Here is a 15,269-nt window from a genome sequence, read left to right as displayed (position 1 = left end):
GCACTTGTCGCACAATCGGCAACAAAATTCCGTTCAAAAAAATTACGCACCTCGCCAGCCCAGTAAAACCGGGGCTTCCAGCGCAGTCAATTTTTCGACGACTGTTAGACGATGTCTGTAACCCTCCGTAACACCAAGCGATTTCGGCACTACATAACCCTGAAAAAAGTGCTCGTTTTTATGGTTACCACTACATTTCGCGCAAACAGCGAAGATAGACGCAGTCTGCAACTGACAGGCGGCACCGGACGCCGCTACAATTACCGACTTTGTCGCAAAGCCTGGAGCTCAACCTTCCGTGCCCGTTCTGCGTCTACCGCTTCTCCCTGCTGCGGCAGGTAAACAGCATTGGGGCAACCTTCCCGGTGCTGCCCTGAGCCTCGCGATTGCCGAGGCTGCCAGCGCTGCCAAGCGCTTCACCCTGCTACTGACCGCCGACAGCCAGAGTGCCGAACGGCTGGAACAGGAGCTGAGTTTCTTCGCCCCGGATTTGCCCGTTTTGCATTTTCCCGACTGGGAAACCCTGCCCTACGATCTGTTCTCGCCGCACCAGGACATCATTTCCCAGCGCATCGCCAGCTTATACAGGCTGCCGGAACTGGCGCACGGCGTGCTGGTGGTGCCAATCACCACCGCCCTGCACCGCCTGGCGCCGACCAAATTCCTGCTCGGCAGCAGCCTGGTGCTGGATGTCGGACAGAAGCTCGACGTCGAACAGATGCGCTCACGGCTTGAAGCCAGCGGCTATCGCTACGTTGACACGGTCTACGAGCACGGCGAATTCACCGTTCGCGGTGCACTGATCGACCTGTTCCCGATGGGCAGCAAGCTGCCGTACCGGATCGACCTGTTCGACGACGAAATCGAAACCCTGCGTACCTTCGATCCGGAAAACCAGCGCTCTATCGACAAGGTCGATTCGGTCAAGCTGCTGCCGGCTCGGGAATTCCCGCTGCAGAAAGATGCGGTCACCCGCTTCAAGGCGCGTTTCCGCGAACGTTTCGACGTCGACTTCCGGCGCTGCCCAATCTTCCAGGACCTGAGCAGCGGGATTACCCCGGCCGGTATCGAGTACTACCTGCCGCTGTTCTTCGACGAAACCTCGACCCTGTTCGATTACCTGCCGCAGGACACCCAAGTGTTCTCGCTGCCAGGCATCGAGCAAGCGGCGGAAAACTTCTGGAACGACGTGCGCAATCGCTACGAAGAGCGTCGCGTCGATCCTTCGCGTCCTTTATTGCCGCCCGCCGAATTGTTCCTGCCGGTGGAAGACTGCTTTGCCCGGCTCAAGAACTGGCCGCGCGTGGTCGCCAGCCAACAGGACGTGGAAACCGGCGCTGGCCGTGAACGCTTCCCGGCCCAGGCGCTGCCGAATCTGGCGATCGAAGCCAAGGCCACGCAACCGCTGGCGGCGCTTTCAGCATTCCTCGACGAATTCCCCGGACGCGTGCTGTTCACCGCCGAATCGGCGGGCCGTCGCGAAGTCCTGCTGGAGCTGTTGGAACGCCTGAAGCTGCGCCCGAAAACCGTCGACAGCTGGCCGGACTTCGTCAGCAGCAAGGATCGCCTGGCGATCACCATTGCCCCGCTCGACGAAGGCCTGATGCTCGACGACCCGGCGCTGGCGCTGGTGGCCGAGAGCCCGCTGTTCGGTCAACGGGTCATGCAGCGTCGCCGTCGGGAGAAACGCGCCGATGCCAACAACGATGCGGTGATCAAGAACCTCACCGAACTGCGCGAAGGCGCGCCGGTGGTGCACATCGATCACGGTGTCGGGCGCTATCTGGGCCTGACGATTCTGGAAATCGACAATCAGGCCGCCGAGTTCCTCACCCTGGAGTACGCCGAGAACGCCAAGCTCTACGTGCCGGTGGCCAACCTGCACCTGATCGCGCGCTACACCGGTAGCGATGACGCACTGGCGCCACTGCACCGCCTCGGCTCCGAAACATGGCAGAAAGCCAAGCGCAAAGCTGCCGAACAGGTGCGCGACGTTGCCGCCGAACTGCTCGACATCTACGCCCGCCGCGCTGCTCGCGAAGGCTACGCGTTTGCCGACCCGAAAGCCGATTACGCCACGTTCAGCGCCGGTTTCCCGTTCGAAGAAACCCCGGACCAGCAAGCGACTATCGAAGCGGTGCGCGAAGACATGCTCGCACCAAAACCGATGGACCGCCTGGTCTGCGGCGACGTGGGTTTCGGCAAGACCGAAGTCGCGATGCGCGCGGCGTTCATCGCCGTGCACGGCGGCCGTCAGGTGGCGATTCTGGTGCCGACCACCCTGCTCGCCCAGCAACACTACAACAGCTTCCGCGACCGTTTCGCCGACTGGCCGGTGACCGTGGAAGTGATGAGCCGCTTCAAGTCGGCCAAGGAAGTCAACGCCGCAATCGCCGACTTGGCGGAAGGCAAGATCGACATCGTCATCGGCACGCACAAGTTGCTGTCCGACGATGTGAAGATCAAAAACCTCGGCCTGGTGATCATCGACGAAGAACACCGCTTCGGTGTCCGTCAGAAAGAACAGCTCAAGGCCCTGCGCAGCGAAGTCGACATTCTGACGCTGACCGCCACGCCGATTCCGCGCACGCTGAACATGGCGGTGTCAGGCATGCGCGACCTGTCGATCATTGCCACGCCACCGGCGCGACGCCTGTCGGTGCGCACCTTCGTCATGGAGCAGAACAAGAGCACGGTCAAAGAGGCCCTGTTGCGTGAACTGCTGCGCGGCGGTCAGGTTTACTATCTGCATAACGACGTGAAGACCATCGAGAAGTGCGCGGCGGATCTTGCCGAACTGGTGCCGGAAGCACGGATCGGCATCGGCCATGGGCAGATGCGTGAACGCGAACTCGAACAGGTGATGAGCGACTTCTATCACAAGCGCTTCAACGTGCTGATCGCCTCGACCATCATCGAGACCGGCATCGACGTGCCGAGCGCCAACACCATCATCATCGAGCGCGCCGACAAGTTCGGCCTGGCGCAGTTGCACCAGTTGCGTGGCCGCGTCGGCCGTAGCCACCACCAGGCTTACGCTTACCTGCTGACCCCGCCGCGCCAGCAAATTACCTCGGATGCGGAAAAGCGTCTGGAAGCGATCGCCAACACTCAGGACCTCGGTGCCGGCTTCGTGCTGGCGACCAACGACCTGGAAATCCGTGGCGCTGGCGAACTGCTCGGCGATGGTCAGAGCGGTCAGATCCAGGCCGTGGGCTTCACGCTGTATATGGAAATGCTCGAGCGCGCGGTGAAGTCGATCCGCAAGGGCGAGCAGCCGAACCTCGATCAACCGCTTGGCGGTGGCCCGGAAGTCAACCTGCGCGTGCCGGCGCTGATTCCGGAAGACTATCTGCCGGATGTTCATGCACGCCTGATTCTCTACAAGCGCATCGCTTCGGCCACCGACGAGGAGGGCCTGAAGGACCTGCAAGTCGAGATGATCGACCGTTTCGGCCTGCTGCCGGAGCCAACCAAGAATCTGGTGCGCATTACCGCGCTGAAGTTGCAGGCCGAGCAGTTGGGCATCAAGAAGGTCGATGGCGGCCCGCAAGGTGGGCGCATCGAGTTCGCCGCGCAGACGCCGGTCGACCCGATGACCTTGATCAAACTGATCCAGACTCAGCCAAAACGCTACAAATTCGAAGGCGCCACGATGTTCAAGTTCCAGGTGCCGATGGAGCGCCCGGAAGAGCGCTTTAATACTGTAGAGGCGCTGTTCGAGCGCCTCCTCCCGAAAACTGTTTGAAGGACGCCGCATGCGCCTGTTTCGCTCACTGACTTTGCTACTGACCTTCGTAGCACCGATGGCGTTTGCCGATGACCTGTATCAGGTCGAAATGATTCTGGTGCGGCAGAACGCCGTGCCGGCCATCATCAGCCGCGCTGCACCGGAAGACTGGGCCGCCGGCGCCCAACGCCTGGACGCTGCCAGCCAGCGCACGCCCGCTCTGGGTGAGATTGCCAGCAGACTCAGCGCCAGCGGCGATTACAGTGTGCTGCTGCACAAAGCCTGGCAGCAGACGCTCGGCGAGGCACCGACCAAGGTCGCCGTCAGCGACGGCAAGGAACAGTTCGGTCAGTTCCCGATCGAGGGCACTCTGGAAATGAAACTCGGACGCTTCACCGATGTGAACGCCGACTTCTGGGTCAACCAGATCGACGCCAACGGCATGGTCACCGCCAGCGAACACCTGAAGCAGGACAGCCACACCAAAAACGGCCAGCTCAACTATCTCGACAACGGCCACCTGGCCCTGCTGATCAAGATTACCTCCCTGACGGCGCCCGCCCCACGGCAAGCCCCTGAAGCGATTCCGGACTGATCGAAGTCCTTATGTCCCCGCCCCTGAGTAAACCGTTGGCGCCCTCCTGGGTCAGCCGATTCAAGGAACAGAGCCTGGAGCGTGGCCGCCGTTACGCCCTGGAGAATCGAGTCCGCATCGCCCAGGTCGGCGACGCCACCATCACCGCCAGTTGCGAAGGCTCTGGCGGTAACGTCTACCGTCAGACCATTCACCTGCGCGAGTCAGCCAAAGGCACCCTGCTGCTGGTTGACGCTGCTTGCACGTGCCCGGTGCGCAACAACTGCAAACACTGCGCAGCGGTACTGCTGCAAGTGCAGGAAACCCTCGAATACCCTGCCGCCGCAAAAGACGCTGAACTGCTGGAAAAGCTCCAGGCCGTTCTGGAAAACCGCAACCCCAAGGCACCGCCGCAAGTGCTGGTAGACAACGTGCAACCGGTGCCACGCCTGTGGCTGGCGAGCGTCGAGTTCAGTGCGTTCGAACCGCGCAACGGCAAGATGCAGCGTTACATCCAGCATCGGGCGGCGCTGTCGTTCAGCTATCTGGATGAATACGTCAGCGGGCAGAAAAACAGCGACATCCTGATCCGCCAGGAAACGCAGACCCTGCGGATAAAACGCCACCCCGAAGTGGAACAATCCTACCGCGAACAGTTACGCATCCTCGGCTTCCGCATCGCCACCCGCCAGAGCAAAGCCCTGCCGGAAAGCGCCGGCGAGCTGTACGAGATGGTCAACGACAGCGCCTGGCTGACGTTCACCCTCAACGAACTGCCAAAGCTGCGCACCCAAGGTTGGGAATTGCAGATCGACGAGGAATTCGGTTTCGATCTGACCGCCGTCGACGACTGGTACGCCACCGTCGAACAGACGCCGGAGCGCGACTGGTTCGATCTGGAACTGGGGATCATCGTCAACGGCGAACGCCTCAGCCTGCTGCCGATCCTGCTCAATCTGATGCGCTCGCACACAGAAATCCTCAACCCTGAACGCCTGGCGCGCCGGCGCGATGACGAGCTGATTCTGGTCAACATTCCGCAGCGCAACAGCGAACACGGGCCGCTGCAGGTGGCCCTGCCCCTTGGCCGATTGAAACCGGTATTGGCAACGCTGGGTGAGTTCTACTTGCAGGAGCAGGGTGAAACCACCCTGCGCCTGAGCAAGGCCGACGCCACACGACTCAATTCGCTAGAGGGCATTCCACTGCTGTGGGAGGGCGGCGAACAGATCCGCAGCTTCGCCCAACGCCTGCGCGACATCCGTGATTACACCGCCAAGGCACCAAAGGGCTTGAACGCGACGTTGCGTCCTTATCAGCTCGAAGGGTTGAGCTGGATGCAGTCCTTGCGTCAGCTTGAGGTCGGCGGGATTCTCGCGGACGACATGGGGCTGGGTAAAACCCTACAGACTCTGGCGCATATTCTCAGCGAGAAAAACGCCGGACGCCTGGACCGACCGTGCATGGTGGTCATGCCCACCAGCCTGATTCCGAATTGGCTCGACGAAGCCGCGCACTTCACGCCGCAACTGAAAGTGGTCGCGCTGTACGGGGCCAGCCGTAAAAAGCATTTCGACCATCTGGCCGAGTTCGACCTGATCCTGACCACCTACGCGTTGCTGCCCAAGGACGTCGAACGGCTGGCGCAACAGCCTTTGCACGTACTGGTGCTGGACGAAGCCCAGTACATCAAGAATCCCAACAGCAAAGCAGCGCAGGCTGCCCGCGAACTCAACGCGCGTCAGCGCCTGTGCCTGAGCGGTACGCCGCTGGAAAACCACCTCGGTGAGCTGTGGTCGCTGTTCCACTTTCTGCTGCCCGGCTGGCTCGGCGATGTCAAAAGCTTCAATGCCGACTACCGCGTGCCCATCGAAAAACGCGCCAGCGAAGTCAGACTTCAGCACCTCAATGGTCGGATAAAACCGTTTCTGCTGCGCCGCACCAAGGAGCAGGTGGCCACTGAGCTGCCGCCCAAGACCGAGATCATCCACTGGGTCGAACTCAACGAAGCGCAGCGCGACGTGTACGAGACCATGCGCCTGGCGATGGACAAGAAAGTCCGCGACGAGATCACCCGCAAGGGCGTGGCGCGCAGCCAGATCATCATTCTCGAAGCCTTGCTCAAGCTGCGTCAGGTCTGCTGCGATCTGCGCCTGGTCAACGATGCCACCCTGCCCGCTCGCGGCAGCACCTCCGGCAAACTCGACAGCCTGATGGAGATGCTCGAGGAGCTGTTCGAGGAAGGCCGACGGATTCTGTTGTTCTCGCAGTTCACCTCGATGCTGTCACTGATCGAAGACGAGCTGAAAAAGCGCAATGTCGCCTACTCCCTGCTGACCGGCCAGACCCGGGATCGACGCACGCCAGTGAAAGAATTCCAGAGCGGCAAGCGTCAGATTTTTCTGATCAGCCTGAAGGCCGGCGGCGTCGGCTTGAACCTGACCGAAGCGGACACGGTGATTCATTACGACCCGTGGTGGAACCCGGCGACCGAGAATCAGGCAACCGACCGCGCCTATCGGATCGGCCAGGAGAAACCGGTGTTCGTCTACAAGATGATTGCCCGGGGCACGGTGGAAGAGAAGATTCAGCACCTGCAGAAGGAAAAGTCTGACCTGGCAGCGGGCGTCCTGGATGGGCGCAAGGCCGGGGACTGGAAACTGCAGAGCGATGATATCGAAGCGCTGTTTGCGCCGTTGCCGGACAAGCTCGACAAGCGCTGAGACTTGCTTTGCCAGATAGATCGCAATCGCGAGCAGGCTCACTCCTACAATTGATCTGTGGTGGTCACAAATCTCCTGTAGGAGTGAGCCTGCTCGCGATGCAGTCGACTCGGTCTAAAGCCTGGATCAGCCCTTGAGCACTCGCGCCAACGTCGACTTCACCTTGCCTATTCCGTCATGCAGCGCCTGCTCGATCTCGGCCATGGTGATCACCGCTGTGGTCTTGCCCGCTGCCGGGTTCACCACCAGCGAGAGGCAGGCATAGTCCAGGTCCAGCTCGCGAGCCAGTGCGGCCTCAGGCATACCGGTCATGCCAACAATGTCGCAGCCGTCACGCTCCAGTCGCACGATCTCCGCCACGGTTTCCAGACGCGGGCCCTGAGTGCAGGCGTACACGCCTTGATCGCTGAATTCGCAGCCTTCGGCAGCCAGCGCGGCGATCAATTGCTGACGCAGCGGCTCGCTATAAGGGAAGCTGAAGTCGATGTGGGTAACGTGCTCCAGATCATCGGCGAAAAATGTGTGTTCACGCCCACTGGTGTAATCGACGATCTGATGCGGCACGCAAAAATGCCCGGTGCCCATGGCCGGGTGAATCCCGCCCACCGCGTTGACCGCGATGATCGCCTCGGCACCGGCCTGCTTCAGTGCCCACAGGTTGGCGCGGTAGTTGACCTTGTGCGGCGGGAAACGGTGCGGATGACCGTGACGAGCGAGGAACAGCACTTCCTTGCCGGCGTACTCGCCGATCTGCACGTCAGCCGACGGCGCACCATAAGGCGTATCCACCGCCAGGGACTGGCGAATGCTCAAGCCTTCGAGCTGGGTCAGGCCAGTGCCACCGATGATTGCGTAAACCGTCATAACGAATGAGTCCTTAATCGATCAATTGAGCGTCTTTGAGCGCGCCGATGGCGGTGAGCCAACGCGGATCCTGACGGTAGTCGGTGCTGGCGAACGCCTGTCCGCGCATCCGCGCAATGCGTGCGGACGGCTTGACCTTCATCCGTTGCGCGGCGCTCAGGGCCAGTTCGGCTGCCGCACGATCGTTGCACACCAGGCCCATGTCGCAACCTGCACTGAGCGCGGCTTCGATACGGCTGGCAGCATCGCCGACCACATGTGCGCCGGCCATCGACAGGTCGTCGCTGAAGATCACACCGTCGAACTGCAATTCGCCGCGCAGGATGTCCTGCAACCAGCGACGGGAGAACCCGGCCGGTTGCGAATCGACTTGCGGATAGATGACGTGCGCCGGCATGACCGCCGCCAGTTGCTTGCTGAGTCGGGCAAATGGCACGAGGTCCTTGGCGCGGATCTCGTCGAGGCTGCGCTCGTCGTTCGGGATCGCGACATGGGAGTCGGCTTCAGCCCAACCGTGACCGGGGAAATGCTTGCCGGTAGCGGCCATGCCGGCGCTGTTCATGCCGCGAATAAACGCTCCGGCGAGCAAAGCAGCGCGCTCGGGATCACCCTCGAACGAACGGGTGCCGACCACGGCGCTGCGCTGGTAATCCAGATCCAGCACCGGAGCGAAACTCAGGTCGAGGCCGACCGCCAGCACTTCGGTGGCCATGATCCAGCCACACTGCTCGGCGAGGTATTCGGCATTTGGATTGTCGGCAATGGCGCGCATCGCCGGCAGTCGCACGAAGCCCTGACGCAGGCGCTGCACGCGACCGCCCTCTTGATCCACCGCCAGCAACAGATCCGGGCGAATCGCGCGGATCGCGGCGCTCAGCTCCCGCACCTGCCGCGGATGCTCGATGTTGCGAGCAAAAATGATCAGGCCGCCCACTTCGGGCTGACGCAACAATTGGCGATCCTCGGCCGTCAGCCAGGTACCGGCGACGTCCACCATCAACGAGCCTTGCAGGCCAGCAGTCATAGAGATTCCTTGAAAACGAAAAACCCGTCCCGCACGACATCGCCACCGAGGGCAATGCCCGGCAGGTTGGCGATGGTCATGGGAAACGGGTTCAAAACGAGAGTCGGCATGGGCGGCTAGCTTAGCGGATGTAAACTGCCGCGCCCACCCGTGTGCGGTTAAACCTTGGCGGCCACCGGGGTCGATTTGCTGCGAGGACGCAGTTGCGCGGTTGCCATGGCCGGGTCGGTGACACCGCTTTCGGCACGCATGCCGGCTGCGAGGAACGGCACCATCAGGCGCATCACCTGTTCGATTGAGGTGTTGACGCCGAAGTCAGTCTCGGCAATCGCACGCAAGGCCTTTATCCCCGACATGCTGAACGCCGCAGCACCGAGCATGAAGTGCACGCGCCAGAACAGCTCGATAGGTGGAATGCGCGGCGCTGCTTCGTTGACCAACAGCATGTAGCGACGGAATACCTTGCCGTACATGTCTTCCAGGTAACGACGCAGGTGACCCTGACTCTGGCTGAACGCCAAGCCAAGCAAGCGCATGAAGATCGACAGGTCGTTACCGCTGCGCGGCTGAACAACCAGCGCCTGCTCAACGAGGATTTCCAGCAGCTCTTCAAGCGTCGGCTTGTTTTCAGGCTTGGCCTGACGCCGCTCCAGCTCTTTGTCGAGACTGAGGCAGAACGGCCCGAGGAAGCGCGAGAAAACCGCCTGGATCAGCGCCTTTTTGGAGCCGAAATGATAGTTCACCGCCGCCAGGTTGACGCCGGCCTTGCTGGTGATCAAACGCAATGAGGTTTCGGCGAAACCTTTCTCCGCGAACAACTGCTCGGCAGCATCAAGAATGCGTTCAACGGTTTCCGACTGGGCCATGGCTACTCCGCCTGACAAACACTTGTTTGAAACATACGTTTCAGCCTGTGCCTTGTCAAGCCTGCCAGTTCGTTTTGGGAATGGTCGGTCAGCTATTTAACCACACTCGCCCGACGCATTAATAAGCACGGCAGCCGACCGTCCGGCGGCCTGCAAAAAAACGGGCATTGCCAAGACCGCTTCACTGTATATAATCCCAGTCACTGTATAAAAAGACAGAGCGATCAATATGCTAAAGCTGACGCCACGCCAAGCCGAGATTCTGGCCTTTATCAAACGCTGCCTCGAAGACAACGGCTACCCGCCAACCCGCGCGGAAATCGCTCAGGAGCTGGGCTTCAAGTCGCCCAACGCGGCAGAGGAGCACCTCAAGGCTCTCGCCCGCAAAGGCGCCATCGAGATGACCCCCGGCGCCTCTCGTGGCATTCGAATCCCGGGCTTCGAAGCCAAGGCCGACGACTCCACCCTGCCGATCATTGGCCGGGTCGCTGCCGGTGCTCCGATCCTCGCCCAGCAGCACATCGAAGAATCCTGCAACATCAACCCGGCCTTCTTCCATCCCCGCGCCGATTACCTGCTGCGCGTACACGGCATGAGCATGAAGGACATCGGCATTTTCGACGGTGACCTGCTGGCGGTGCATACCACCCGCGAAGCACGCAATGGTCAGGTCGTCGTGGCACGCATCGGCGATGAAGTGACCGTCAAGCGCTTCAAGCGCGAAGGCAGCAAGGTCTGGCTGATTGCCGAAAACCCTGAGTTCGCCCCTATCGAAGTCGACCTGAAAGATCAGGAACTGGTGATCGAAGGCTTGAGTGTCGGCGTAATCCGCCGCTAAAGGAGGCTTTATGCAGTTCCCACACACACCTCAGCAAACACAACTGCCTTTATTCGAAGCGTTTCTGGCACAACCGATGGCGCCGACCCTGAAAGACGTGGTCGAGCGCCCCTGGAATGCCGAACCGGAAGTATTCAGTGAGCTGTCACTGCGCGGTGCGGCGGGGAACTGCCTGAACCTGCTCGCCCCGATCCTTCGCGAATTGAGCGAGGATCAGGACGCGCGCTGGCTGACGCTGATCGCCCCTCCCGCCAGCCTGACCCAGACCTGGCTGCGCGAGGCCGGCCTGAACCGCGAACGCATCCTGCTGCTGCAGCCGCGGGGCACGCAAAGCGCTCAGCAACTGGCCTGCGAAGCACTGCGCCTGGGTCGTAGCCATACGGTGGTGACCTGGCTCAACCCGCTGAACACCGGCTCGCGGCAACAGCTGATCAGCGCTGCACGCACGGGCGACGCTCAGAGCTTGAACATTCGATTGGGTTGATTCACTTGTAACGCGCGCTGTGTGAAGCGCATGGCTTCTCCAGGGACAGAGAAGCCGACTTGATGCGGTATCGGCAAACGCCGAAAAGCAGCGGGGATCAGTGAAGAACCCGCGGCCCCTCTTCCTTATCAAATTCGCCTTCAACCATGCGACCGGCCATCTGCACGCCGACGCTCAACATCGCTTTGGCGATTTCCACGTGCTGGCCTTGCAGGAACGCCTTGGCATCCTCGGAGAAATCCAGCGTCACCAGAGAACCCTCGTCCTCAGCCCTGCGCAGTTCGATTCGGCCGTCTGGTAACTCGACAATTTCTAGAAAGGACGTTGGCATATAGGTCTGTTCTCCACGAAAGGCAGGGATTATATAGACATCATTCAGGCTTCGCTCGGGATCTTGACCAGCAGCATGTTTCAGATTGCCACCGTGTCAATTGCCCTCAGCATTCGTTCAAGCCTTCGCGAAAACGGATCGCCAGACCTTTGAGATTCTGCCGCCAGCTCTCCAGCTCTTCGCGACTCAACTCCTGCGGCGCCTCTTCTTCGTCCAGATTAACCGCCTGAATCAATGGCTGTGTCACATCGCCTTTTGGCTTGTGTGGAACCCGTGGCGGCTGGAACAACGCCGAATGCGCCGCCAGCAGTTTTGCCAGCCAGGTTTCAGGATTGCCGGCCAGCTCCACCATCTCGGCCAACTCAGGGATCGCAATCGATTCCAGAACTTCGCGAGTCAGTAGCGTCTCTGCCCGTGGCGCATTGGCCTGAGGCAGTCGGTAGAAACCGGCAATCTCATGGCACAACCCCAGGAGCGCGCCGTAGAGGTGAAACAACGCCGATTCACGCCCTGCCTGAATCAACGCCAACGCGTTCATCGCCCGGCCTTCTTCGGCGCGGGCCAGAGCTTCCAGCGACAGGCCGGCGAAATAGATCTTCTGATTGGTGCGGGTATAGAGTTCGTGCGCCATGCCGGCAGTCTCCACAGCGAAATAATTGCGTCACACAGGCCGGACAGTGTCATGGATCAGCCGATCCTACCGCAAGCACAAAACAAAAAGGCCGCATGAAAACCCGAGGGTCATCATGCGGCCTTTGTGTATCTGACTAGCGCTTAGTCAGCCTTGGCTTTCGTGCGTTTGTCTTCAACGGTCCACTTGCCACCGTCGTAGAACGCTTTCCAGCCGGTAGGCTTGCCGTCGACCTCGGTCTGCACGTATTGCTCTTTGGTCTTGCGGCTGTAGCGGATGACCGCTGGCAGACCATCAGGATCCTTCTGCGGCGCATCGCACAGGAAGTGATACTTCGGATCGATCTCGTCCTTGTGCGGCAGAATCTCGATCACCAGCGGAGCACGGGTCTCGCGGTTTTTCGGGAACTGACTGGCCGCCAGGAACAGACCGGAAGCACCGTCGCGCAGGATGTAGGTGTCGTTGACCTTCTCGCATTTGAGCTCAGGCATCTTCACCGGATCCATCTTCGGCGGTGCCGCATCACCGCTCTTCAGCAGTTTGCGGGTGTTCTTGCAGGTCGGGTTGGTGCAACCAAAGAACTTGCCGAAACGGCCGGTCTTGAGCTGCATCTCGCTGCCACACTTGTCGCATTCCAGGCTCGGGCCTTCATAGCCCTTGATGCGGTAGTTGCCCTCTTCGATTTCGTAGCCAGCGCAATCCGGGTTGTTACCGCAGATGTGCAGCTTGCGCTTCTCGTCGAGCAGGTAGGCGTCCATCGCCGTGCTGCAGATCGGGCAGCGATGCTTGCCGCGCAGTACCAGCGATTCGGACTCGCCCTCGTCGTCCGCCGCAATCTCGTCGCCTGGCACCAGATTGACGGTGGCCTTGCAGCGCTCTTTCGGCGGCAGACTGTAACCCGAGCAACCGAGGAATACACCGGTCGATGCGGTACGGATCTGCATCGGACGGCCGCATGTGGTGCACGGAATGTCAGTCATGACCGGCTGATTGGCACGCATGCCGTTGTCCGGATTCTCCGCCACTTCAAGCTTCTTCTTGAAGTCGCCGTAGAACTCGTCCAGCACGTTCTTCCAGTCGCGCTCACCCTGAGCCACGTCATCGAGGTTCTCTTCCATGCCGGCGGTGAAGCCGTAGTCCATGAGGTTCGAGAAGCTCTCCGACAGACGCTCGGTGACGATATCACCCATCTTTTCCGAGTAGAAACGACGGTTGTGCAGGGTCACATAGCCGCGATCCTGAATGGTCGAAATGATCGCTGCATAGGTCGAAGGACGACCGATGCCGCGCTTTTCCATTTCCTTGACCAGGCTGGCTTCGGAGTAACGCGCCGGCGGTTTGGTGAAGTGCTGGGACGGATCAAGCTTGATCAGCTTCATCACGTCGCCCTGTGCCATGTCCGGCAGAACGTCGTCATCGCCAGGCTTGGCGATCTGCGGCAGAACGCGGGTGTAACCGTCGAACTTGAGGATACGGCCCTTGGCACGCAGCTCGAAGTCGCCAGCGGCCACGCTGACGGTGGTCGACAGGTATTGCGCCGGCAGCATCTGGCAAGCGAGGAACTGGCGCCAGATCAGCTCGTAGAGGCGCTCAGCATCACGCTCCATGCCCGCCAGCTTGCTCGGCGTGGTGTTGGCGTCGGAAGGACGAATCGCTTCGTGAGCCTCTTGCGCGCCTTCTTTGCTGCTGTAAACGTTTGGCGTTTCCGGCAGGTACTTCTTGCCGAACTCGTCTTCGATGTAGGTACGCGCCATCGCCACGGCGTCAGCCGAGAGGTTGGTCGAGTCGGTACGCATATAAGTGATGTAGCCGGCTTCGTACAAACGCTGGGCCATCATCATGGTTTTCTTCACGCCGAAACCCAGGCGGTTACTCGCGGCCTGCTGCAGGGTGGACGTGATGAACGGTGCCGACGGCTTGCTGCTGGTCGGCTTGTCTTCGCGCTTGACGATGCTGTAGCTGGAAGACTTGAGCTTCTCCAGCGCGGCCGTGGCCTGGGCTTCGTTCAGCGGCTTGAAGGCTTCGCCCTTCTCACGCGCCACTTCGAAACGCACGGTCGAGCCCTTAGCGGTGCCAAGGTCGGCGTGCACTTCCCAGTACTCTTCCGGGTTGAACGCACGGATCTCGCGCTCACGCTCGACCACCAGCTTCACGGCAACCGATTGCACACGACCGGCCGACAGGCCACGGGCAATCTTGGCCCACAGCAGCGGCGAGACCATGTAGCCCACGACGCGGTCGAGGAAACGACGCGCCTGCTGAGCATTCACACGATCGATGTCCAGCTCGCCCGGCTCGGAGAAGGCTTCCTGAATCGCCTTCTTGGTGATTTCGTTGAACACCACGCGCTTGTAGCGGCTGTCGTCACCACCGATGGCTTCGCGCAGGTGCCAGGCAATGGCTTCCCCCTCGCGATCCAAGTCGGTTGCGAGATAGATGGTGTCAGCATCCTTGGCGAGCCGGCGCAGCTCTTCGATGACCTTCTCTTTGCCCGGGAGGATCTCGTACTTGGCTTTCCAGCCATGATCGGGATCGACACCCATGCGCGAGACCAGTTGCTTGCGCGCCTTCTCTTTCGGCGTGAGCACCGGCCCTTCGCCCGCGGCAGCCTTGCCGCGCTTGGCGGCCGGCTCTTTGCTGGCGCTAGCCGAACCGCTGGTGGGCAGGTCTCGGATATGGCCGATACTCGACTTCACCACGTATTGGTTGCCCAGATACTTGTTGATGGTCTTGGCCTTAGCCGGGGATTCCACAATGACCAGCGATTTGCCCATGGATCAGAAAATTCCTGAATTCTAGAAGTGAAAGGCGGTTGGCGCCTGACGCGGCACCGCTATATATAGTGGCTACAAGGTGAGGTCAAGCACAGGGTTCTGTGCGCACTCGCCTTATGCCTTGGAAAAAAGGCTCGGTTCGGCTTGCACCAAAGCAAAGCGTGGCACCTGCTCGCCGTCAACCTCGACCGACTCGACGAACATGCTCAAAGGGCGTACCCAGAAGCCGTAATCGCCATACAGGGCTTGGTAAAAGACCACTTCCTCTTCGGTCTCGGAATGCCGCGCAACACTGAATACGCGGTACTGCGGACCTTTGTAATGTTGGTAGAGCCCAGGTTGTATCGGCATGCTTCGGCCCTCACTCAAATTTTTTCAAAATAAATACAAAAATAAATCCCAAAAACAAAAACCGGGGCACTTGGCCCCG

The 15,269-nt window shown here is 60.5% G+C and carries 12 protein-coding genes; 5 read left to right on the top strand and 7 right to left on the bottom strand.

Going from position 1 to position 15,269, the window contains the following annotated elements; all coding sequences use genetic code 11:
• Positions 1-298: 298 nt before the first annotated feature.
• From mfd to KKQ10_RS23745, 3 genes are read left to right on the top strand one after another with little or no spacing between them, the layout of a single operon-like run.
• Positions 299-3,748, top strand: coding sequence for a transcription-repair coupling factor (gene mfd, locus KKQ10_RS23755; RefSeq protein ID WP_127650256.1), 3,450 nt, complete (start codon positions 299-301; stop codon positions 3,746-3,748).
• Between the two features lie 10 nt (positions 3,749-3,758).
• Positions 3,759-4,325, top strand: coding sequence for a CsiV family protein (locus KKQ10_RS23750; RefSeq protein ID WP_127650254.1), 567 nt, complete (start codon positions 3,759-3,761; stop codon positions 4,323-4,325).
• Between the two features lie 11 nt (positions 4,326-4,336).
• Positions 4,337-7,027: a DEAD/DEAH box helicase gene (locus KKQ10_RS23745; RefSeq protein WP_215502427.1), complete on the top strand. Its 2,691-nt coding sequence runs from the start codon at positions 4,337-4,339 to the stop codon at positions 7,025-7,027.
• A gap of 126 nt (positions 7,028-7,153) precedes the next feature.
• On the opposite strand, the gene KKQ10_RS23740 is transcribed toward KKQ10_RS23745, so the two are convergent.
• From KKQ10_RS23740 to KKQ10_RS23730, 3 genes are all read right to left on the bottom strand, one after another.
• The gene (locus KKQ10_RS23740; RefSeq protein WP_127650250.1) at positions 7,154-7,891 is read right to left on the bottom strand and encodes an S-methyl-5'-thioinosine phosphorylase; all 738 of its coding nucleotides are present in this window, start codon (positions 7,889-7,891) and stop codon (positions 7,154-7,156) included.
• A 13-nt stretch (positions 7,892-7,904) separates the two neighbouring features.
• The gene (gene nagZ, locus KKQ10_RS23735; RefSeq protein WP_215502555.1) at positions 7,905-8,903 is read right to left on the bottom strand and encodes a beta-N-acetylhexosaminidase; all 999 of its coding nucleotides are present in this window, start codon (positions 8,901-8,903) and stop codon (positions 7,905-7,907) included.
• A 170-nt stretch (positions 8,904-9,073) separates the two neighbouring features.
• The gene (locus tag KKQ10_RS23730) at positions 9,074-9,781 is read right to left on the bottom strand and encodes a TetR/AcrR family transcriptional regulator (protein WP_127650245.1); all 708 of its coding nucleotides are present in this window, start codon (positions 9,779-9,781) and stop codon (positions 9,074-9,076) included.
• Between the two features lie 229 nt (positions 9,782-10,010).
• On the opposite strand from KKQ10_RS23730, the gene lexA reads away from it, so the two are divergent.
• Together lexA and sulA are read left to right on the top strand one after the other, a co-directional pair.
• On the top strand, positions 10,011-10,619 hold the full coding sequence (gene lexA, locus KKQ10_RS23725; RefSeq protein WP_003226590.1) for a transcriptional repressor LexA: 609 nt from the start codon (positions 10,011-10,013) through the stop codon (positions 10,617-10,619).
• A gap of 10 nt (positions 10,620-10,629) precedes the next feature.
• A complete protein-coding gene (gene sulA, locus KKQ10_RS23720; RefSeq protein ID WP_215502426.1) occupies positions 10,630-11,103 on the top strand; it encodes an SOS-induced cell division inhibitor SulA in 474 nt (157 codons plus the stop codon).
• Between the two features lie 97 nt (positions 11,104-11,200).
• Here sulA and KKQ10_RS23715 read toward each other — a convergent pair whose 3' ends face one another.
• From KKQ10_RS23715 to KKQ10_RS23700, 4 genes are all read right to left on the bottom strand, one after another.
• Positions 11,201-11,434, bottom strand: a complete 234-nt coding sequence (locus KKQ10_RS23715) for a hypothetical protein (protein WP_003226592.1) — start codon at positions 11,432-11,434, stop codon at positions 11,201-11,203.
• 106 nt (positions 11,435-11,540) lie between these two features.
• Positions 11,541-12,065, bottom strand: coding sequence for a DUF6586 family protein (locus KKQ10_RS23710; protein WP_127650241.1), 525 nt, complete (start codon positions 12,063-12,065; stop codon positions 11,541-11,543).
• 143 nt (positions 12,066-12,208) lie between these two features.
• A complete protein-coding gene (gene topA / locus KKQ10_RS23705; protein ID WP_215502425.1) occupies positions 12,209-14,839 on the bottom strand; it encodes a type I DNA topoisomerase in 2,631 nt (876 codons plus the stop codon).
• 114 nt (positions 14,840-14,953) lie between these two features.
• Positions 14,954-15,190, bottom strand: coding sequence for a DUF1653 domain-containing protein (locus tag KKQ10_RS23700; protein ID WP_007961814.1), 237 nt, complete (start codon positions 15,188-15,190; stop codon positions 14,954-14,956).
• Between the last annotated feature and the right edge of the window lie 79 nt (positions 15,191-15,269).

Origin of the sequence: Pseudomonas sp. MG-9, assembly GCF_018729515.1 — a bacterium.
In the GTDB taxonomy this organism is placed as follows: Bacteria; Pseudomonadota; Gammaproteobacteria; order Pseudomonadales; family Pseudomonadaceae; genus Aquipseudomonas; species Aquipseudomonas serboccidentalis.
The sequence above is the reverse complement of the archived record's forward strand: the minus strand, read 5'-3'. Positions and strand labels throughout refer to the sequence as shown.